This window comes from Azospirillum sp. B506, from assembly GCF_000333595.1.
In the GTDB taxonomy this organism is placed as follows: Bacteria; Pseudomonadota; Alphaproteobacteria; order Azospirillales; family Azospirillaceae; genus Azospirillum.
The window spans coordinates 1-21439 of the sequence record NZ_BADK01000319.1; the positions used below are offsets into that span (position 1 = coordinate 1).

A 21439-nucleotide genomic window follows, 5' to 3' on the forward strand; every position below is an offset into this window, starting at 1 on the left:
GCGTTGCCGGGCCGGACGGTGGATTGAGTCCGCCCGCTGCTTCGGATCAGGGCGGGTCGCACAACATTCCATTCGAGCGCGCCACGGCGTGCTCCAAGCAGGGGACAGTCTCATCATGCGGATCGAGCGTCGTTTCACGCACGAAGGTCAGGACGCCTACGCCAGCCTCGGCTTCCGCCAGGCGACCAGCGAGATCCGCAACCCGGATGGAACGATCGTCTTCCAGCAGACCGGCATCGAGGTGCCGGACAACTTCTCGCAGGTCGCCAGCGACATTCTGGCCCAGAAGTATTTCCGTAAGGCCGGCGTTCCCGCCGCGCTCCGCGCCGTGGAAGAGAACACCGTCCCGTCCTGGCTGTGGCGCAAGGAAGCCGACCAGGAGAAGCTGGCTGCCCTGCCGAAGGAGAAGCGCTTCGTCGGTGAAAGCTCGGCCCGTCAGGTCTTCGACCGCCTGGCCGGCACCTGGACCTATTGGGGCTGGAAAGGCGGCTATTTCGACACCGAGGCCGACGCGCGCACCTTCTTCGACGAGATGCGCTTCATGCTGGCCGCCCAGATGGCGGCCCCGAACAGCCCGCAGTGGTTCAACACCGGGCTGCACTGGGCCTATGGCATCGACGGCCCGAGCCAGGGCCACTTCTACGTCGATTTCAAGACCGGCCTGCTGACCTCGTCCGCCTCGGCCTACGAGCATCCGCAGCCGCATGCCTGCTTCATCCAGTCCGTTGCCGACGACCTTGTCAACGAGGGCGGCATCATGGACCTGTGGGTGCGTGAGGCCCGCCTGTTCAAGTACGGCTCGGGCACCGGCTCCAACTTCTCCCGCCTGCGCGGCGAGGGCGAGAAGCTGGCTGGCGGCGGCAAGTCGTCGGGCCTGATGAGCTTCCTGAAGATCGGTGACCGCGCGGCCGGCGCCATCAAGTCGGGCGGCACCACGCGGCGTGCGGCCAAGATGGTCACGGTGGACATGGACCACCCGGACATCGAAGGCTACATCGACTGGAAGGTGAACGAGGAGCAGAAGGTCGCGGCCCTGGTGACCGGCTCCAAGATCTGCCAGAAGCACCTGACCTCGGTGATGGCCGCCGCCCAGTCGGGCCTCGACCCGAAGGAGAACAAGGAGCTCAAGAAGGCGATCCTCGCCGCCCGCAAGGATCAGGTGTCGGAGAACTACATCCAGCGCGTGATCCAGTTCGCCGGCCAGGGCTTCACCTCCATCGAGTTCAAGACCTACAACACCGACTGGGATTCGGAAGCCTACCTGACCGTGTCCGGCCAGAACTCCAACAACTCCGTGCGCATCTCCAACGAGTTCGTGCAGGCGGTGCTGGACGATGCCGACTGGAACCTGATCGGCCGCACCAACGGCAAGGTGATGAAGACCGTCCGTGCCCGTGACCTGTGGGACAAGGTCGGCTATGCCGCCTGGGCCTGCGCCGATCCGGGCGTGCAGTTCGACAGCACCATCAACGAGTGGCACACCTGCCCGGCCTCGGGGCGCATCAACGCCTCGAACCCGTGCTCGGAGTACATGTTCCTCGACGACACCGCCTGCAACCTGGCGTCGCTGAACCTGATGTCGTTCCGTCTGAAGGACGGCTCCTTCGACGTCGAGGCGTTCGAGCATGCCTGCCGGCTGTGGACCATCGTGCTGGAAATCTCCGTGCTGATGGCGCAGTTCCCGTCGAAGGAAATCGCCCAGCTCTCCTACGAGTTCCGCACGCTGGGTCTGGGCTTCGCCAACCTCGGCGGCCTGCTGATGGCGTCCGGCCTGTCCTATGACTCGGACGAGGGCCGCGCCTACTGCGCCGGCATCTCCGCCGTGATGACCGGCGTCGCCTATGCGACCTCGGCCGAGATGGCGCAGGAGCTGGGCACCTTCCCGGGCTTCGAGGCCAACCGCGACCACATGCTGCGGGTCATCCGCAACCATCGCCGCGCCGCCAACGGCGAGATGAACGGCTATGAAGGCCTGGCGGTCGAGCCGGTGCCCTTCGTCGCCGACCTCTGCCCGGACCAGGAGCTGGCGCTCGCCGCCGTCCGCGTGTGGGACGAGGCGCTGGAACTGGGTGAGGCCCACGGCTATCGCAACGCCCAGGCCACCGTGGTCGCCCCGACCGGCACCATCGGTCTGGTGATGGACTGCGACACCACCGGCATCGAGCCCGACTTCGCCCTGGTGAAGTTCAAGAAGCTGGCCGGCGGCGGCTACTTCAAGATCGTCAACCGGCTGGTGCCGGAGGCGCTGAAGACGCTCGGCTACACCCCGGACCAGATCGAGCAGATCGCGCTCTACGCCGTCGGCCACGGCACGCTGAAGACCGCCCCGGGCGTGAACCATGAGGCGCTGAAGGCCAAGGGCTTCACCGACGAGCTGCTGGAGCGTCTGGAAGGCAACCTGACCACTGCCTTCGACATCAAGTTCGTCTTCAACCGCTGGACCATCGGCGCCGACTTCTGCACCCAGACGCTGGGCATCCCGGCGGAGACGCTGGACGCTCCGGGCTTCGACCTGCTGAGCCACATCGGCTTCACCAAGGCGCAGATCGAGGCGGCCAACACCTTCTGCTGCGGCGCCATGACGCTGGAGGGCGCGCCCTTCCTGAAGGATGAGCATCTGGCGGTGTTCGACTGCGCCAACCCCTGCGGCCGCATCGGCAAGCGCTTCCTGTCCTGGGAATCGCACATCACGATGATGGCGGCGGCGCAGCCCTTTATCTCCGGCGCCATCTCCAAGACCATCAACATGCCGAACACGGCGACGGTCGACGAGTGCAAGGACGCCTACCTGATGTCCTGGCGCCTGGGCCTGAAGGCCAATGCGCTGTACCGCGACGGCTCCAAGCTGAGCCAGCCGCTGCAGGCCGCCCTGCTCGACGACGAGGAGGATGGCGAGGCGGTCGAGGCGGTGATCGAGGCGCCGTCCGCCGTCCGCGCCCAGATGGTCACCGAGCGCATCGTCGAGAAGGTGATCGAGCGGGTGGTGGAGCGGAAGAGCAGCTCGCGCGAGCGTCTGCCGCACCGCCGCAAGGGCTACACCCAGAAGGCCAATGTCGGCGGCCACAAGGTGTATCTGCGTACCGGCGAGTATGAGGACGGCCGCCTGGGCGAGATCTTCATCGACATGCACAAGGAGGGCGCCGCCTTCCGCTCGCTGATGAACAACTTCGCCATCGCGGTGTCGATCGGTCTCCAGTATGGCGTTCCGCTCGAGGAGTTCGTGGAGGCCTTCACCTTCACCCGCTTCGAGCCGTCGGGCATGGTCACCGGCAACGACACCATCAAGATGGCGACGTCGATCATCGACTACATCTTCCGCGAGATCGCCATCTCCTACCTGAACCGCACCGATCTGGCGCACGCCACGCCGGAGGATCTGGTGCCGTCGACGGTCGGCAGCGGCGACAAGCAGGGCGACCTGCCGGATACCCAGGTGCAGCCGTCCGACATCGTCCGCCGCATCGCGTCGACCGGCTATGTCCGCAACAACCTGCGCGTCCTGCATGGCGGCCAGACGGGCGGTCAGGTCCAGCGTGCCAGCGCCGCGGCGGCCTTCGCCGCCACCGGCACCGACACGGCGGCCGTCAGCGTCACCGCGTCGGCGGGTACGCAGGTTTCCGCCCAGGCGGCCCAAGTGGCCATGTCGGCCAGCCCGGCGGTTGCCGCCGCCACCGCCCAGGGCCATGTCGCCGCCACTGCGGCCACCGGCACGGCCTATGGCGGCAGCACCAGCGACCAGCGCTTCGACCGCATCCGCGAGGCCCGCGCCCGTGGGTATGAGGGCGACCCCTGCGGCGAGTGCGGCAACATGACCCTGGTCCGCAACGGCACCTGCCTGAAGTGCGACAGCTGCGGGTCGACCACCGGCTGCAGCTGATCGTCCGGATGCCGCCCTGGTCGGAGGTGGCAGGAAGACGAAAAAGAAAGGGGAGGGAGCGGGAAACCGCTTCCTCCCTTTTTCTTGTTAGGAATGGGCTCGGCGATCGCGAATTAGAACCATTCCCGTAAGCCTGCAACAGGTCGGCCGGGGCGTGACGGGCCTTGACCGTGCCGCGTGTGCTCATGTTAGCTGGCTCTCCCGGGAGCGCCGGCGCGGCATTCCCGAAGCATGTCCGGAGGGATCAGGGGTCATGGATTCGGCCGGGACCGCGCTGGACGACCGTCTGCCGTCCGATCGCCTGTTGCGGGCGACGGCCGCACAATGGAGTGCAGCCCTCGCCTGGACCTCGGCCGACGGCACCATCGTCGGTGCCAACCCCGGCTTCGCCCGGCTGGCCGAGACCCCCCTGGATGCACTGATCGGCCGCCCGCTGCCGGGATTGCTCGATCTCGGCGGGCGCGACTGGCAGGCGGTGTGGGAGGGAGCGCGAGGGGATCAACGGCCGCCGGGCACCGGTGCCTTGCGTATCCTCCGCCGCGATCCGATCCCGGTCGATCTGCACTGGCAGTATCTGACCGATGGGGACGATACCCTTCTTTTGTGCGAGATGCGCAGCTTCGACGAGCGCGAGCGGGCGGAGGCGGTGGCCCGCCTGCAGCAGAATGTTCTGGAACTGGTGGCGACCGGCCGGTCGCTGAAGCAGGTTCTGGATTTCCTCTGCCGGCAGGTGGAGGCCTGCGCGCCGGAGGTCGCCTGTTCGGTGATGCTGTGCGACGACGAGAACCGCATGCGGGTGGCAGCGGCCCCATCCCTGCCCGCCGCTTACATCGCCTCCATCGACGGCTATCCGATCGGCCCGGATGTTGGGGCCTGCGGCAGCGCGATGAGCCGAGGCGTGGCGGTCATGTCGGCGGATATCGCCGCCGATCCGCGCTGGGCACCGTTCCAGGCGGAAACGCTGGCCCATGGGCTGGCCGCCTGCTGGTCAAATCCGATCAAGGGGCGGAATGCCCGGATGCTGGGCAGCTTCGCGCTCTATTACCGCGAGCCGCGTCCTGCCGCCCCCTTTCACCGCCGGCTGGTCGAGGCCTGCGTGCATCTGTGCGCACTCGCCATCGAACATGACCGGGCGCGGGCGGAGATCAACCGGCTCGCCTATTTCGACATCTTGACCGGGCTGCCCAACCGCCAGCTTCTGGCCGACCGCGCCACTGCGGCGCTGGCGTTGGCCGGGCGCACCCGCCAGCCGGTGACGGTGATGTTCCTCGACATCGACCGTTTCAAGACCGTCAACGATTCGCTGGGCCATGCGGTCGGCGACCGGTTGCTGGTGGAGGTGGCCACCCGCCTGAAGCCGCTGTTCATCGAAGGCGACACCCTGGCCCGGCTGGGCGGCGACGAGTTCGTCGCCCTTCTGCCGGGCTGCGACGCCGCCCATGCCTCGCTGCTCGCCGAGCGGGTGCTGGCCACCCTGTCGATTCCGCTGACGGTGGCCGACCTGACGCTGACCCCGACCGCCAGCATCGGCATCGCCGTACATCCCGACGACGGCATCGATTTCGACACGCTGATGCGTCAGGCCGATGCGGCGATGTACCGGGCCAAGCAGGCCGGCCGCAACCGCTGCCATTTCTTCCGCCGGGACATCAACGAACAGGCGGTGCGCCGGCTGGAGATGGAGGCGGCCCTGCGTGACGCGCTGGACCGGCAGGAGGCCGGCTGCACGGACGGCGAGGCGCCATTCGAGTTGCACTACCAGCCGCAGGTCCGGTTGAGACCGCCTTGCCTTTACAGGGTGGAGGCGCTGATCCGCTGGACCCACCCGCGCTGGGGAGCGGTGTCGCCGGCGGAATTCGTGCCGCTGGCCGAGGAATGCGGGCTGATCGACCGGCTGGACAGCTGGGTGTTGCGGACCGCGGTGGGGCAGCTTGGCCGCTGGCGCGCGGCGGGGGTGCCGGTGCCGGGGCTGGCGGTGAATGTCTCCGCCGTCCGCTTTGCCCGCGGCGACCTGCCGGATCAGGTCCGTACCGCGCTGGCCACCAACGGCATCCCGGCCAACGATTTGACGTTGGAGATCACCGAACGGCTGATGATGACGGAGGAGGTCGGCGTCCATGATGCGCTGGATGCCTTGCACGCTCTGGGCGTCACCCTGTCGATCGACGATTTCGGCACCGGCTATTCGTCCTTGAGCTATCTGAAGCGCTTTCCCGTTGCCGAGCTGAAGATCGACCGCAGCTTCGTCAAGGAACTGGACATCGACGCTGCCAACCGGCCGCTGGTCCGCGCCATCATCCAGATCGGAGAGGCGCTGGGCCTGACCGTCGTGGCCGAAGGGGTGGAGCGCGAAGCCCAGCACCGCATGCTGGAGGCGGAGGGCTGTGCCATCGGCCAGGGCTACCGCTTCGCCCGGCCGATGCCGGCGGCGGCACTGGAGGACTGGCTGGCCGGGGAGGGCAAGCACTGGGTCGAATGTCCGGAGGAGGATTGCATCAGCATCTGAAAAATTTGCAGGTGAAATGGTCCGCTTTTTCTTTGGATTTACGGGGTACTTCGGGCGCAATGTGCCCTTCGAATCGGTGTAATGCGATTCCGGCGGAGTAATGGGGAGCCGGGCAGGGATCTGGCCAATACGATATAGTCGCAACGCTCCTTTGACGTCGAAGCGCAGGTCATCCCGTTCTAGACCACGCGACTGTCTTGTGTCCCAACGTTTGGGGCGATAGAAGGTCCACTCAGCGGCATGTGCGGTCAAGCAAACTGACCACGGTGTTTCGCCCGGCGGATTTCCGCAGGGTGGAACGGTCGTTGGAGACAAGGGGAGCACCCGCATGCCGGACGACCATGGGGCGAGAGGAAATCCGCAATGGCGAGCCAGGGTGAATCCAAGTGGGTCTACAGCTTCGGGGCCGGTGCCACCGAAGGACGGGCCGAGATGAAGAACCTGCTGGGCGGCAAGGGCGCCAATCTGGCCGAGATGGCCAATCTTGGCCTGCCCGTTCCGCCGGGCTTCACGATCACCACCGAGCTGTGCACCTATTTCTACGCCAACGGCCGCTCCTATCCGCCGGAGCTGACGGCGCAGGTGACCGCCGCCATCGCGCGGCTGGAACAGGCGATGGACGCCAAGTTCGGCGATCCGGTCAACCCGCTGCTGGTGTCGGTCCGCTCCGGCGCCCGCGCGTCGATGCCCGGCATGATGGACACCGTCCTGAACCTGGGCCTGAACGACGCGACCGCCGCCGGTCTCGCCAAGCGGTCGGGCGACGGGCGCTTCGCCTACGACAGCTACCGCCGCTTCATCCAGATGTACTCCAACGTCGTGCTCGACGTTGAGCATCACCATTTCGAGGACATCCTCGACAACCACAAGCGCGACAAGTCCTACAACCTCGATACCGACCTGTCGGCCGAGGATTGGCAGGCGGTGATCGAGGACTACAAGAAGGCGGTCGAGCGCGAGCTGGGCAAGCCCTTCCCGCAGGATGTGCAGGAGCAGCTGTGGGGCGCCATCGGCGCCGTCTTCGGTTCCTGGATGAACGCCCGCGCCATCACCTACCGCAAGCTGCACGACATCCCGGCCGACTGGGGCACCGCGGTCAACGTGCAGTGCATGGTCTTCGGCAACATGGGCAACGACTGCGCGACCGGCGTGGCCTTCACCCGCAACCCGTCGACCGGCGAGAACGCCTTCTACGGCGAGTATCTGGTCAACGCCCAGGGTGAGGACGTCGTCGCCGGCATCCGCACGCCGCAGCACCTGACCGTCGCCGGCAAGATCGCCAACAAGTCCGACCTCCCCGCCATGGAGGAGGTGATGCCGGAGGTGTTCAACCAGCTGAACGAGGTCCGCCTCACGCTGGAGAAGCACTACCGTGACATGCAGGACATCGAGTTCACGGTCCAGCAGAACAAGCTGTTCATGCTGCAGACCCGCAACGGCAAGCGCACGGCTCCGGCGGCGCTGAAGATCGCCGTCGATCTGGCGAACGAGGGCGTCATCGACCGCAACGAGGCGGTCCGCCGCATCGATCCGGCCTCGCTCGACCAGCTGCTGCACCCGACGCTGGATCCTAAGGCCGACCGCAAGATCATCGCCAAGGGCCTGCCGGCCTCCCCGGGCGCCGCGTCCGGCAAGGTGGTCTTCACCGCCGACGAGGCCGAGCAGATGGCCGGCAAGGGCGAATCGGTGATCCTCTGCCGCATCGAGACCTCGCCCGAGGACATCCACGGCATGCACGCCGCCCGCGGCATCCTGACCAGCCGCGGCGGCATGACCAGCCACGCGGCGGTGGTCGCCCGCGGCATGGGCCGTGCCTGCGTGTCGGGCGCCGGCGACCTGCGCATCGACTACAAGACCAAGCAGATGTCGGTCCGCGGCGTCGCTGTGAAGGAAGGCGACATCCTGACCATCGACGGCTCCACCGGCGAGGTGATGCTGGGCGAGGTGCCGACGATCCAGCCGGAGCTGTCGGGCGACTTCGCCACCCTGATGGGCTGGGCCGACAAGATCCGCCGGATGAAGGTCCGCGCCAACGCCGAGACCCCGCTGGACGCCCGCACCGCGCGGAAGTTCGGCGCCGAGGGCATCGGCCTGTCGCGCACCGAGCACATGTTCTTCGACCCGGAGCGCATCCTGGCCGTCCGCGAGATGATCCTGGCGGAGGACGAGGCCGGCCGCCGCAAGGCGCTCGCCAAGCTGGAGCCCTTCCAGAAGAAGGACTTCGTCGAGCTGTTCACGATCATGGCCGGCCTGCCGGTGACGATCCGCCTGCTCGACCCGCCGCTGCACGAGTTCCTGCCCAACACCGAAGAGGACATGGCGGAGGTCGCTGCGGCCACCGGCACCGATCCGCTGCGGGTGCGCCACCGCACCATCCAGCTGCATGAAGCGAACCCGATGCTGGGCCATCGCGGCTGCCGTCTGGGCATCTCGTACCCCGAGATCTACGAGATGCAGGCCCGCGCCATCTTCGCCGCCGCCGCCGAGGTCGCCAAGACCACCGGCGAGGCCGTCATTCCGGAAGTGATGATCCCGCTGATCATCACGAAGAAGGAGTTCGACATCCTCAAGGCGGTGATCGACCGCGCCGCCGAGCAGGTGAAGGCCGAGACCGGCGTGACGGTGGAGTATCTGACCGGCACGATGATCGAGATCCCGCGCGCGGCCCTGAAGGCCGGCGAGATCGCCGAATCGGCCGAGTTCTTCAGCTACGGCACCAACGACCTGACCCAGACCACGCTGGGCCTGTCGCGCGACGACGCCGGCAGCTTCCTGCCGGAGTACCAGCGCCAGGGCATCCTGGAGCAGGACCCGTTCCAGTCGCTGGACGTCAGCGGCGTCGGCGAACTGGTGGAGATCGCCACCGAGCGCGGCCGCAAGGTCCGTCCGGACATCAAGCTCGGCATCTGCGGCGAGCATGGCGGTGACCCGGCCTCGATCTCCTTCTGCGAGAAGGTCGGCCTGACCTATGTCTCCTGCTCGCCCTACCGCGTGCCGATCGCCCGTCTGGCGGCGGCGCAGGCGGCGCTGAACAGCGACACGGTCAAGCGCGACTGAGCCGAACCGGGTAGCTGAAACGACGACGGCCCTCTTCCCGCACGGGAAGGGGGCCGTTTCGTTTTGGCGGTGGAGCGGGGTGGGTGGAACAGCGTGGAACAGGTTTCGGGGGACTGTTCACCGTTCCACGCGGGGCCGCCGGGCATGGGGGACGGTGGCCGGTTGGAACGTTTGGAACAGGTTGGAACGGTTTTCCGGCGGGTGTTCACTGTTCCATCCGGCGGGGTTTGTGCGCGGGAAGAAGGGCGCAAGGCGGCGTGGCACCATTGGCGCTGCATGCAGGATGCTCCTCGGGCTGTGGCGGCTTTTAATCCTATCACGGAGAGGGGCCAGCGGTAAGGGCGCGCGAAAAACGCGTTGCCTTGCCGCATGCCAGCTGCGCTGAACGATGTCAAAGGCGGTTCCGTGCCCCAAACCAAACATAGAGAATAGTGGCGCGGGATCATGACACGTCATAAAGGTGGCTCTATAAAGGAGGGGGCGCAACCCTGACATGCAATACAGTTGCTTGAAGAAATTATTACGAGATACGGCAAAGCCCACGACGGACTATCACATCCCCTTTGTTGATTAGGAGGTTAGAATGCTCGATATTCGTATAGGCCAAGTTGGGCGGATTATAAAAGGAGAGGGTATTGGACGTTATATCAAAATAATTGACGATGCTGAAAGCACAGGAGGATTCCTGATCTTAGATGCTGGAGATCAGAATATGAGCCAATGCTTTGATAGTTGGGTTGAAAAACGGGCTGACCTAAGCCAGTTTTTTGAAGAAGCTGGGTGGGAAATTGATTGGATTATTGAGAAAAGATAGCTTCTCTTGATATAATATTTCTTTTGATGGAGATAGGGCTGGACGGCTTATCCTCTTGGCTCCGGCAACGCAACCTGTTGAGCGGCGCTGGCTTCCCGTGCAAAATGCAACCATTGCCGAATGGAGATGGTTGAACAAGCGCATGCCGCCTGCGAACGGTAAGGTCGCCATTATACTCGATCCAAGTTTTGGGGAGAAGCTCACGGAATTGGCCAAGGCACAACCTGTCTGGACCTGGGATTCTCCATTGAATCGGACGGCAGTCCAGGTCCTGTGGTATGACAGCCTTTTGCCATATCAGGTAACCGCCTTCGATGCGGCAAAAGCCACATCAGCGGAAGAAGCCTTCATCTACATCTTGGATACGGTTGACCAGCACCACCCGGCTTGGTCGCAGCTTCTTGTGATTGGTGCTGAGCCGACCGCAGCGGTAAGGGCCGCTCTTGCGGAATACGGCGCCGGCAGCATCGAAGAAACCACGACGGGGTTTATCTTTGAACGGCCTGCCGGCTGATCAAGCCATGTGGCCAACGAAGTCGCGGTACGAGGCGTGCGACAATCGCACCGTCAGGCCGAGCAGGCTGGCGGAATGCGGTCGCAGGCTTGCCCCGCAGGCACCTCCGTTACCGAACATGTGCGGTGAGCGTGGAGTGATCCAGACGCGAAACCGCCGGTTCCAATCCCCTCACCGCCCTCCAAGCCCCCGATACAGCTCCATGTACTCCTCCGCCGGCCCGTGCCAGCCGAAGTCCCGCGTCATGGCGCGGCGCTGCATCGCCTGCCAGCGGTCGGGCTTGCGGTAGACGCTCATCGCCCGGCGCAGCGCCCACACCAGTTCCTGGCCGGTCGCGTTGACGAACTGGAACCCCGTCGCGCTGCCGTCGGCGCTGGCGGCCGGGTTGGCGTCGATCACCGTGTCGGCGAGGCCGCCGGTGCGGCGGACCAACGGCAGGGTGCCGTATTTCAGGGCGTAGAGCTGGGTCAGGCCGCAGGGCTCCGAGCGGGACGGCACCAGGAACAGGTCGGAACCGGCCTGGATGCGGTGGGACAGCGGCTCGTCATAGCCGATGCGGACGCCAATGGACTGCGGATGCCACTGGGCCAACTGGCGGAAACCGGCCTCGCTGGAGGCGTCGCCGCTGCCCAGAACCACCAGCTGGCCGCCCCAGGACACCCATTGGCCCGCCGCCTCCAGCACCAGATCGAGGCCCTTGTGCCAGGTCAGGCGGCTGACCACGGCGGCCAGCGGCGCGTCGGCGCGGCGGTCCAGGCCGAAGGCGGATTGCAGGTCGGCCTTGCAGGCGTCTTTTCCACCAAGATCGTCGGGGGTGTAGCGGGCGGGCAGATGCGGGTCGGTCGCCGGATCCCACACCGCGTAATCGACGCCGTTCAGGATGCCGGTCAGCACGTCGGACCGGCTGGCGAGCAGGCCCTGCAGGCCGGTGCCGTGCTCGGCGGTCTGGATTTCGTTGGCGTAGGTCGGGCTGACCGTGGTCAGGCGGTCGGCGTAGTAGCAACCGGCCTTCAGGAAGCTGATGTTGCCGTAATACTCGACGCCATCGACGCGGAAGCTGGAGGAGGGCAGGCCGAGGTCGCCCATCATCCAGGGGCCGAAGAGTCCCTGATAGGCGATGTTGTGGATGGTCAGCACCGTGCCCGGCCGGAAGGGGCCGGCGAAACGGTCGGGGCGCAGGGTCAGATAGGCGGGGATCAGCGCCGCCTGCCAGTCATGGCCGTGCAGGATGTCGGGCCGCCACCACGGGTCGTAGGATTTCTCCGCCGCGAAGCCGGCGGCGACCCAGGCGAGTGCTGCGAAGCGCAGGGCGTTGTCGGCCCAGTCCTTGCCGTCCGGCCCGAGATAGGGGTTGCCGGGACGGTCGTACAGCGACGGCGCCTTCAGCGCATAGGCGAGAACCCCGTCGGCGGTGCGGCCGATGCACAGTTGGGCGCGGTCGCAGCCGGGCAGGTCGGTGATCAGGTCGCCGACGTCGTGCAGGTTCTGCAAACTGTTCAGGACGGCGGGATAGCCCGGCAGCAGCAGGCGCACATCGGCGCCGGCGGCGTTCAGGGCCGGCGGCAGGGCGGCGGACACGTCCGCCAGCCCCCCCGTCTTGACCATCGGGTAGCATTCGGACGTGACGTAGAGGACGCGCATCGGGAAGGCACTCGGCGATAGGCGGGAGGGGTGAAAGGCGGGAGGGTGTGGACAGGGTATAGCGCCGATGCGGTTTCAGGCGCGAGCCGGACCGCATCGGCGCGGAAGACGGGCGGCGAAATGCCGCCTTACTCCTTCGGCAGCTTCTCGATCATCTCGCGGGTGATCAGGACGACGCCGCCTTCGCTGCGGTGGAAGCGCTTGGCGTCCAGCTCCGGATCCTCGCCGACGACGAGGCCGTTGGGGATGCTGACGCCGCGGTCGATCACCACCTTCTTCAGGCGGCAATGGCGGCCGATGTCGCATTCCGGCAGCACCACCGCCTCGTGCAGCTCGCTGTAGGAGTTGACGCGGACCGAGCTGAACAGCAGCGAGCGGCGCACGGTGGAGCCGGAGATGATGCAGCCGCCCGACACCAGGCTGTCGATCGCCGAGCCGCGCCGGTCCTCGTCGTCGAAGACGAATTTGGCGGGGGGCAGCTGTTCCTGATAGGTGAAGATCGGCCAGTCGCGGTTGTACATGTTCAACTGCGGCGTGACGTGGCAGAGGTCGAGGTTGGCCTCCCAATAGGCGTCGATGGTGCCGACGTCGCGCCAATAGGGGGCGTCGTCCGGCGCGTCGATGATGGCGCTGTCGGCATAGTCGTGGGCGATGATGCGGGCGCCGCTCTTCACCAGATGCGGGATGATGTCCTTGCCGAAGTCGCGGCTGGAGCCGGGGGTGGCGACGTCGCGCTCCAGCTGGTCGTAGAGGAACTGGGCGTTGAAGACGTAGATGCCCATGCTGGCCAGCGCCATGTCGGGACGGCCGGGCATCGGCGGCGGGTCGGCCGGTTTCTCGACGAAGTCGATGATGCGGCGCTCCTCGTCGATGTGCATCACGCCGAAGCCGGTCGCCTGTTCGCGCGGAACGGCGATGCAGGGGACGGTGACGTCGGCCTTGCGGTCGATGTGGTCGAGCAGCAGCGCGCCGTAATCCATCTTGTAGATGTGGTCGCCGGCCAGGATCAGGACATATTCCGGCTCGTGGTCGCGCAGGATGTCCAGGTTCTGGTACACGGCGTCGGCGGTGCCCTGGTACCACTCCGTCTCGCTGACGCGCTGCTGGGCCGGCAGCAGGTCGCAGAACTCGTTCATCTCGCCGCGGAAGACGTTCCAGCCGCGCTGGAGATGGCGCAGTAGGCTGTGCGATTTGTACTGCGTCAGCACGCCGATGCGGCGGAAGCCGGAATTGACGCAATTGGACAGCGCGAAGTCGATGATGCGGTACTTGCCGCCGAAATAGGTCGCCGGCTTCGCCCGGCGGTCGGTCAGCTGCTTCAGACGGCTTCCGCGTCCCCCGGCCAGCACCAGCGCCACCGCACGTCGCGGTGCGAGGCGCAGATCCCGTTTGTCGAGCATGGCCGTTACCCCCTTTGCCTTATTCTTGCGGCCGCTCGGCCGCGGCCATTCCATATGGAGGCGTTGACGGTGCCACAACTCGCCGCCATGTCCAATAGGCCCGGCGGTGGGTTCGCATCGGCTTACCCGCCGCACTCCCTCTTCGCGGTCCTAGGAGGAAAGAGAGCCCCCTGCGGCGCCCCGCCGAAGGGCCTGGAGGGAAGAGATAGAGGAACTGCAGCATGCGGGCACGTTGACCGCGGCGCAGGCCATTATATGCCTATATTTTAATCATCTGCCGGAATGACAGCCAGAATGCCGGGCGGAAAACGACCAGAATAAGGCTGCCGGCCCTGCCATTCGGTCGAATGCCCGGAATTTGCGGCGAAATGTCGGTTCCGAAATCTGCCTGTTTCCTGTGCAGGTGCCGGGTGCGACTCGTAGGAGGTTGCCCGTTCGAGGGTCCCGCCCCAGGACAACTCTGACGATTCCAAGCCGTTTTCAACTGGCACGCTTCTTGAAACGATTGTGGCGTCCTTGGTCCCGTCCGCCGCCCCGTCTTTGCCGGGGACGGGGCGACCGGGACGGGGTCGCCCCAGTGCGGCGTTTGCGCGCGGAACGCCTCCGGCACCGCGCCGGCCGTCCAGGGGTGGGAGCGATTTTGGAGAAAGAGGAGCCTCGATGAACCGTCTGTTCCTTCTGGCCGCACCGATGATGGCGGTTGCTCTGGGCGCGGTCGGCATGCCGGCCGCAGCCCTTGCCCAGGATCCGGCGGCCGCTGCCGCTGCCGCGGCTGCGGCTGCTGCCGCCGCTGCTGCCGCACCGGCGGCTCCGGCGCTGAATGGCGGCGACACCGCCTGGATGCTGATCTCCACCGCGCTGGTGCTGATGATGACCATCCCCGGCCTGGCGCTGTTCTACGGCGGCATGGTCCGCAAGATGAACGTGCTGGCGACGGTGATGCAGAGCTTCGCCATCACCTGCCTGATCAGCGTCCTGTGGTATGTGATCGGCTACAGCCTGGCCTTCACCGGCACCGGCGCCTATGTCGGCGGTCTCGACCGGCTGTTCCTCAACGGGCTCGACTTCACGAAGGCCTTCGTGCTGGGCGAGGCGACGGGTTCGGGCGTCCCGACGACGATCCCCGAGCCGGTCTTCATGATGTTCCAGATGACCTTCGCGATCATCACCCCGGCCCTGATCACCGGCGCCTTCGCCGACCGCATGAAGTTCTCCTCGCTGCTGGTCTTCACCGCCCTGTGGTCGATCGTGGTCTATGCGCCGATCGCCCACTGGGTCTGGTATCCGTCGGGCTTCCTGTTCGGCCTGGGCGTGCTTGACTTCGCCGGCGGCACGGTCGTGCACATCAACGCGGGCGTCGCCGGCCTCGTCGCCGCCCTGGTGATCGGCAAGCGCAAGGGCTATCCGAAGGAAGCCTTCATGCCGCACAACCTGGTGCTGTCGCTGATCGGCGCCTCGCTGCTGTGGGTTGGCTGGTTCGGCTTCAACGCCGGTTCGGCCCTGACCGCCGGTCCGCGCGCCGGCATGGCGCTGGCCGCCACGCACATCGCCACCGCCGGCGCCGCCATGGGCTGGCTGTTCGCGGAGTGGATCGTCAAGGGCAAGCCGTCGATCCTCGGCATCATCTCCGGCGCCGTCGCCGGCCTGGTCGCGGTGACCCCGGCCGCCGGCTTCGTCGACCCGACCGGCGCCATCGTCATCGGCATCGTCGCCGGCGTGATCTGCTTCTGGTCGGCCACCAGCCTGAAGCACATGCTGGGCTATGACGACAGCCTGGACGCCTTCGGCGTGCACGGCGTCGGCGGCCTGATCGGTGCCCTGCTGACCGGTGTCTTCGCCAAGATGTCGGTGTCCAACAGCGAAGGCGGCTTCGCCTCCGTCCTGCAGGCCGACCCGAAGGCCACGCTGGGTCTGCTGGAAGGCAACGCCGCTGCCGTCTGGATCCAGGTGCAGGGCGTCGCCTACACCGTCGCCTGGTGCGCCATCGCCACCTTCGTCCTGCTGAAGATCGTCGACGTGGTCATGGGCCTGCGCGTCGAAGAGGACGTGGAGCGCGACGGTCTCGACCTCGCCCTGCACGGCGAGAGCATCCACTAAGACAAAATCCTTTCCCACGGGTCTCTTCGAGAAGGCCGCCGGTTCTCCGGCGGCCTTTTTCGCATGCGCCATTTCCCTGCGCGCCATATCCGTGTTGGATTGTTGCATGGGCAAGAACGCTGTGGCGCAGGCTGGCCGGCTTCACGGCGGGGCCGCGGTGGACTACCTGTGGTGCATCGCCATCCGTTCGTTCAGGAGTTGCCGTTATGCCGACCAAGCCCGCCACCCCCGGTGTCCGACCGGTGCTCGCCGCCGTGGAGGGCATGGCCACCTCCGACGGTGCCGGCGTCAGCATGACCCGCATGCTGGGCACGCCCCGCCTGCGCACGCTCGATCCCTTCCTGATGCTGGACCTGTTCGGGTCGGACCGGCCGTCCGACTATCTGGCGGGTTTCCCCGACCACCCCCACCGCGGCTTCGAGACGGTGACCTACATGCTGGCCGGCCGCATGCGTCATGCCGACAACCACGGCCATGAAGGGGTGATCGAGACCGGCGGCATCCAGTGGATGACCGCCGGCCGCGGCCTGATCCATTCGGAGATGCCGGAGCAGACCGAAGGGCTGATGCGCGGCTTCCAGCTGTGGATCAACCTGCCGGCCAGGCTGAAGATGACCGATCCGCGCTACCAGGAATTCCCGGCCGCCTCCATCCCGGTGGAGCGGCGCGAAGGCGGGGCGACCGTCACCGTGATTGCCGGCGACACCGCCGGCGGCACCGCCGGGCCGGTGCGGGCCGAGGCGACCGACGCCCGCTATTTCGACGTGGTGCTGCCGCCGTCGGTGTCCTTCACCGAGCCGTTGCCGGCCGGCTACACCGCCTTCCTGGTGCTGTTCGAGGGCACGCTGGACGTCGGCGGAGAGGGGCTGCTGTCGGGTCCGCAGGTGATCGTGCTGGGCGACGGCGAGCGGGTCGAGGCGGTCGCCGGGCCGGAGGGCGCCCGCTTCCTGCTGCTGGCCGGCGAGCCGATCGGCGAGCCCATCGCCTGGGGCGGTCCCTTCGTCATGAACACGCGCGAGGAGGTGATGCAGGCCTTCCGCGACTTCGAGGAAGGGCGCATCTGATCGGGGGATGCCGCGCAAAGGGGGCTTTCGGCGCCTGCCGGGCGGCCCCAAGCGCGGCATCTCGTGCCTTGCACCCCCGCCCCCGCCGGTTATCATGGCGCATTCGGTACTAATACGAACGATGGCGGGGACGGGGTTATGCGCGCACAGGGTCTGTTGGGTGGAGTCAAGGCGGCAGCCGCCGCGGCACTGCTGGCGGTGACGATGGTCGCGGCCCCGATGACGGCGAAGCCCGCCGCCGCGTTGGACGTCTCCAAGGCCGCGGCCGATTTCGGGCCGGAGGGCGCCTGGACCAACCAATGCGACATCGACCGGATGACCGACAGCAAGACCTGCCGGCTGATGATCTATCGTCTGTTCGACGACGGGAAGGATGTCGGCTTCATCGCGCTCAGCATCATTCCGACCGGCAACGACTTCCACCTCTTCCTGACCACCAGCCAGGGGCTGATCGACCGCTGCGCCATCCGCGTCGACCGCCAGCCGCGCATCGAATCGCATGTGGCGACGCTGAACATGTGCATGTTCCCGAACTTCGTGTCCGGCCGCGTCGCCGACCAGTTCCGCAACGGCTCGACCATCCTGGTCCGCGTCAACTCCCCCCGCATTGGCAAGCGCGACATCGACTTTCCGCTGAACGGCTTCTCCCGCAGCTTCGAGGAGATGCAGCGCAGCATGCAGTGACGCGCATGCGGTGAAGGGGACAGCCGGCGATCAGCCCGGCAGCCGTTCGCCGGACACGCCCGGCATCTTCACCACCAGCCCGCGCGGGGTCGACACATTGTCGGGCAGGATGTCGCCCGGCGTCGTCGACAGCCGCAGGGTCGCCGGACAGTTCCCGGCCCGCGCGAACAGGCCCTGGGCCGGCCCCGCCAGCAAATCGTCCAGACCGTCCAGGCGGCCGATCGGCTGCCCACGGCTCTTGGCATGGACGCTGCGGTTGGCGTGGCCGCTGTCCTCAGAGGTTTTGGCACTGCCCGAACCGCATGCCCCTGCCGCATGCCCTCTGCCACATGCCCCCTGCGTTGTCCGCCGATAATGACTGTGCAGGTGCGAGATGAGGCCACGCCCGCTGCAGATTGCGATGCAAAGAGGGAGGGCCGTCACATCCAAATATTTCCGCGTGCTTACTGCGGGAACATTTTCAAGAATCTCCAATCTCCTATGGAAAATTAACCATGGATACGGGGAAAATCCTTATGAGAAGCCTCTGGCGCTGAAATGACTGCCTTGCTTATCCTTTGAGGAAGGAGGGTCGGATCAGTTCAGAGTCCGTGCGGCCAGCGACCGCATAGGCAGCGACCGCGCAGGCAGCGGCGACCGGCCCTTGTAAGGATGCGGCTTGCCGAGTGATGAAGGGTGCCCGATGACCGGTTGGCCAACCATATCGATGCGTGGCTGCGCCCTGCTGCTGGGGGTGCTGCTGGCGGCGATCACGCTGGCGGGCGATGGCCGGGCGATGGCGCCGAACCGGACGGTGCTGGTCCTCCATTCCTATCACCACGGGTATGAGTGGACCGACGAGCAGGCCACCGGCATCACCGGGGCGCTGGCGCTGTCGGCGCCGACCGCGATGGCCGTCACCTATTACCTGGACTGGAAGCGCTATCCGGTTGCGAGCGGGCTGGAGCGGTTGCAGGCGCTGATCGCCTACCGCCATCCGAAGGGCACCATCGATGCGCTGATCGCCACCGACGATGCCGCGCTGGCCTTCGCCCTCGATCTGCGGCGGGACATCTATGGTCCGGTGCCGCTGGTGTATGGCGGGGTGACCGCCGCGACGGCGAGCCGCCTGACCAGGGGCGAGGCCAATGTCGCGGGGGTGGACGAGGATAAGGATATCGAAGCCACCCTGCGTATGGCGGTGGCGGCCAACCCGAAACTGCGCGACCTCTATCTGCTGCGCGACCGCACCGAATCGGGCCTCGCGCTGGACAGCGAGCTGGAGGCGCTGGCCGCCGCCGGCCGCCTTCCCCCCGGACTGGAACGGCATGTCCTGCCCGATCTGCCCTTCCCCCAGTTGGAGGAGCGGTTGGCGACCCTGCCGCCCGGCAGTGCGGTGCTGCTGGGAAGCTATGCGTCCGATTCCAACGGTCTGGTGCTGCCGCCCCAGCAGTTCCTGGAACTGCTGAGTGAGCGCAGCAGCGTGCCGATCTATGGCCTGCAGGAGTATCTGCTGGGCCACGGCATCGTCGGCGGCGCCCTGCTGAGCGGGGAGGAGCAAGGGCGTGCCGTGGGGCGGCTGGCGGCCCGGATGCTGAAGGGGGGCACCGGGGCCGGACTTCCGGCCGGAGCGGACCGGTCCGTCATCCGTGCGGCGGATTACCGGCAGTTGGAGCGTCACGGTCTCGACCCTGCGTGGCTGGCGCCGCTGGACCGGCTGATCAACAAACCCTTCTCCTTCCTGGAGACCTACCGCTGGCTGGTGGTGACGGTCGGCGGCGTGCTGCTGACACTGTTCGGGATGGTGCTGGTGCTGTCCTTCGCCCTGCGCGAACGCCGGATGGCCGAAGCGGCCCTGCAGCTGAGCAACGAGGCGCTGACCGAGTCGCGCCGGGAGCTGCAGGGCAAGGTCGCGGAACTGACCGCCAGCAAGGACGCCCTGCGCGAGCGCGAACGGCGGATGCGGCTGGTGGCGGAGGCATCGCGCGACATCATCTGGAGCTGGGACATCGTCAACGACAGCCGCCTCCTGTCCGGCCGGGTCGAGGAACTGCTGGGCGTGGATCCGCTCAGCATCGATTCGCGGGCCGCCTGGTTCGAGCGCATCCATCCCGATGACTGTCTGCTGGCGGCGGAGGCGCTGCACCGCCATCTGTCGGGCGAATTGCCGGAATACCGGGCGGAATACCGCGTGCGCCACCGCGACGGCAATTACCTGTGGCTGTATGCCACCGGCAAGGCCCTGTTCGACGAGGACGGGAAGCCGGTGCTGATGGCCGGCTCCTACACCGACATCACCGACCAGAAGCGGCAGCAGGCGTGGCTGGACCATCTGGCCCATTTCGATTCCCTGACCGGCCTGCCCAACCGGCTGACGCTGGAGCAGCATGTCGACCGGCTGATCGCCTCGAACAAGGAATGCGGCCATGCCGGGCCGCTGTCGCTGCTGTTTCTCGACATGGACAATTTCAAGTTCATCAACGACGGCTTCGGTCACAAGGCGGGCGACGAGCTGCTGATGATGCTGGGCCTGCGCATCCGCAAGGGGGCCGGCGACGGGCTGTTCATCGCGCGGCTGGGCGGCGACGAGTTCGTCGTTGTGGTCGACGGTTGCGAAGCCGGCGAGCCGGCGGAGGTGGCCCGGCGGCTGGAACAGGCGCTGGCCGCGCCCTTCCTGGTCGAGGGGCAGCATTTCTTCGTCACCTGCAGCGTCGGCATCGCCCGCTATCCCTGGGACGGCCGCTGTTTCGACGATCTGCTGCAGAATGCCGACACCGCCATGTACCGGGCCAAGGAGAGCGGACGCGGACGCATCTGCACCTTCACCGCCGACATGAACCGCAATGTGGTGGAACGCATGCGGCTGCTCAGCCGCGCCCGGCTGGCCTTCGACCGCCAGTCCTTCAGCGTGCATTACCAGCCGCAGGTCGCGACCGTCGACGGCCGGGTCCGCGGTTTCGAGGCGCTGGTGCGCTGGACCGATTCGGAGCTGGGGCCGGTGTCGCCCGACCGCTTCATCCCGGTGTGCGAGGATTCGGGGCTGATCGTCCCGCTCGGCCTGTGGGTGCTGGAGACCGCCTGCATCGAAGCGGTGGGGCTGGCCTGCCGCGGGGCCGGCGACATGACGATGAGCGTCAACATGTCGGCGGTCCAGCTGGCCCAGCATGATTTCGTGCCGCGGGTGCTGGAGGTGCTGTCCCGCACCGGGTTGCCGCCGCACCGGTTGGAGCTGGAGATCACCGAGTCGCAGATGATCGGGTCGCTCGATGCCGCCATCGGCAAGCTGAACGAGCTGCGGCAGGCCGGCATCCACATCGCGCTGGACGATTTCGGCACCGGCTATTCGTCGCTGACCTATCTGCGGACGCTGCCGATCAGCACGCTGAAGCTGGACAAGGCCTTCATCAACGATGTCCATCGCCGGTCCGACGCGCGCAGCATGGTGTCGTCGATCTCGCGCATCGCCCACGACCTGACCCGCAGCGTGGTGGCGGAAGGGGTGGAGGAGCTGGCCCAATGGGAGGCGCTGTCGCGGATGGGCTGCGACCTGATCCAGGGCTATTTCATCAGCCGGCCGCTGCCGGCCGACCGCATCGACGCCTTTCTGGCGGCTTGGGAGAGCCGGCGGGCGGGCCTGCCGATCCTCCGCGACGATGTGGTGGTCGGCATGCCCACCACGGGGTGCGAACCGGCCGACTTTGCCGGTGTCGTGAGTTCGGATCGGGCAGGACAAGTCGTCGCAACGAAGAAACGCCGCGTCATCCCCGCGAAGGCGGGGAGCCAGGAAACTCCGCGGTCAAGCGGCT

The 21439-nt window shown here is 66.7% G+C and carries 12 protein-coding genes; 9 read left to right on the top strand and 3 right to left on the bottom strand.

The window, feature by feature from the left end; genetic code table 11:
• The first annotated feature begins 115 nt into the window (after nt 1–115).
• The 5 genes from I71_RS09790 (at nt 116) to I71_RS09805 (ending at nt 10768) form a co-directional block, all read left to right on the top strand.
• A complete protein-coding gene (locus I71_RS09790; protein WP_042694367.1) occupies nt 116–3877 on the top strand; it encodes a vitamin B12-dependent ribonucleotide reductase in 3762 nt (1253 codons plus the stop codon).
• A gap of 253 nt (nt 3878–4130) precedes the next feature.
• Nucleotides 4131–6383 carry a bifunctional diguanylate cyclase/phosphodiesterase gene (locus I71_RS09795; protein WP_042694369.1) on the top strand — a complete coding sequence of 751 codons (2253 nt, stop codon included), beginning with the start codon at nt 4131–4133 and terminating at the stop codon, nt 6381–6383.
• 363 nt (nt 6384–6746) lie between these two features.
• Nucleotides 6747–9440, top strand: coding sequence for a pyruvate, phosphate dikinase (ppdK, locus tag I71_RS09800; protein ID WP_042694371.1), 2694 nt, complete (start codon nt 6747–6749; stop codon nt 9438–9440).
• Nucleotides 9441–10023: 583 nt separating this feature from the next.
• On the top strand, nt 10024–10254 hold the full coding sequence (locus I71_RS37285; RefSeq protein ID WP_148294200.1) for a hypothetical protein: 231 nt from the start codon (nt 10024–10026) through the stop codon (nt 10252–10254).
• Between the two features lie 130 nt (nt 10255–10384).
• Nucleotides 10385–10768, top strand: a complete 384-nt coding sequence (locus I71_RS09805) for a hypothetical protein (protein ID WP_148294201.1) — start codon at nt 10385–10387, stop codon at nt 10766–10768.
• A 171-nt stretch (nt 10769–10939) separates the two neighbouring features.
• Here I71_RS09805 and glgA read toward each other — a convergent pair whose 3' ends face one another.
• Together glgA and glgC are read right to left on the bottom strand one after the other, a co-directional pair.
• On the bottom strand, nt 10940–12409 hold the full coding sequence (gene glgA / locus I71_RS09810; protein ID WP_042694374.1) for a glycogen synthase GlgA: 1470 nt from the start codon (nt 12407–12409) through the stop codon (nt 10940–10942).
• A gap of 128 nt (nt 12410–12537) precedes the next feature.
• Complete coding sequence (glgC, locus tag I71_RS09815) at nt 12538–13809, bottom strand: glucose-1-phosphate adenylyltransferase (RefSeq protein ID WP_042694376.1); 1272 nt, start codon at nt 13807–13809, stop codon at nt 12538–12540.
• A gap of 660 nt (nt 13810–14469) precedes the next feature.
• Between glgC and I71_RS09820 the strand changes: the two genes are divergently transcribed.
• The 3 genes from I71_RS09820 to I71_RS09830 all read left to right on the top strand — a co-directional run bounded on the left by I71_RS09820 (nt 14470) and on the right by I71_RS09830 (nt 17654).
• Nucleotides 14470–15906 (top strand): ammonium transporter, encoded by a 1437-nt coding sequence (locus I71_RS09820; RefSeq protein ID WP_042694378.1) that lies wholly within the window; start codon nt 14470–14472, stop codon nt 15904–15906.
• Between the two features lie 206 nt (nt 15907–16112).
• Nucleotides 16113–16970 (top strand): pirin family protein, encoded by an 858-nt coding sequence (locus I71_RS09825; protein ID WP_042694380.1) that lies wholly within the window; start codon nt 16113–16115, stop codon nt 16968–16970.
• 138 nt (nt 16971–17108) lie between these two features.
• On the top strand, nt 17109–17654 hold the full coding sequence (locus I71_RS09830) for a hypothetical protein (protein WP_042694382.1): 546 nt from the start codon (nt 17109–17111) through the stop codon (nt 17652–17654).
• 30 nt (nt 17655–17684) lie between these two features.
• Here the strand turns inward: I71_RS09830 and I71_RS38215 are convergent, their stop codons facing one another.
• On the bottom strand, nt 17685–17849 hold the full coding sequence (locus I71_RS38215; protein ID WP_159107365.1) for a hypothetical protein: 165 nt from the start codon (nt 17847–17849) through the stop codon (nt 17685–17687).
• Nucleotides 17850–18336: 487 nt separating this feature from the next.
• Here I71_RS38215 and I71_RS09835 point away from each other — a divergent pair.
• The coding region (locus I71_RS09835) for an EAL domain-containing protein (protein ID WP_083897077.1) at nt 18337–21439 on the top strand (3103 nt) is incomplete at its 3' end.

What these genes read in the sequence shown, in the direction of transcription:
- I71_RS09790 (WP_042694367.1), top strand. Translation starts at nt 116, where the DNA reads ATGCGGATCGAGCGTCGTTTCACGCACGAAGGTCAGGACGCCTACGCC.
- glgA (WP_042694374.1), bottom strand. Translation starts at nt 12,409, where the DNA reads ATGCGCGTCCTCTACGTCACGTCCGAATGCTACCCGATGGTCAAGACG.
- I71_RS09795 (WP_042694369.1), top strand. Translation starts at nt 4,131, where the DNA reads ATGGATTCGGCCGGGACCGCGCTGGACGACCGTCTGCCGTCCGATCGC.
- I71_RS09830 (WP_042694382.1), top strand. Translation starts at nt 17,109, where the DNA reads ATGCGCGCACAGGGTCTGTTGGGTGGAGTCAAGGCGGCAGCCGCCGCG.
- I71_RS09820 (WP_042694378.1), top strand. Translation starts at nt 14,470, where the DNA reads ATGAACCGTCTGTTCCTTCTGGCCGCACCGATGATGGCGGTTGCTCTG.
- ppdK (WP_042694371.1), top strand. Translation starts at nt 6,747, where the DNA reads ATGGCGAGCCAGGGTGAATCCAAGTGGGTCTACAGCTTCGGGGCCGGT.
- I71_RS37285 (WP_148294200.1), top strand. Translation starts at nt 10,024, where the DNA reads ATGCTCGATATTCGTATAGGCCAAGTTGGGCGGATTATAAAAGGAGAG.
- I71_RS09825 (WP_042694380.1), top strand. Translation starts at nt 16,113, where the DNA reads ATGCCGACCAAGCCCGCCACCCCCGGTGTCCGACCGGTGCTCGCCGCC.
- glgC (WP_042694376.1), bottom strand. Translation starts at nt 13,809, where the DNA reads ATGCTCGACAAACGGGATCTGCGCCTCGCACCGCGACGTGCGGTGGCG.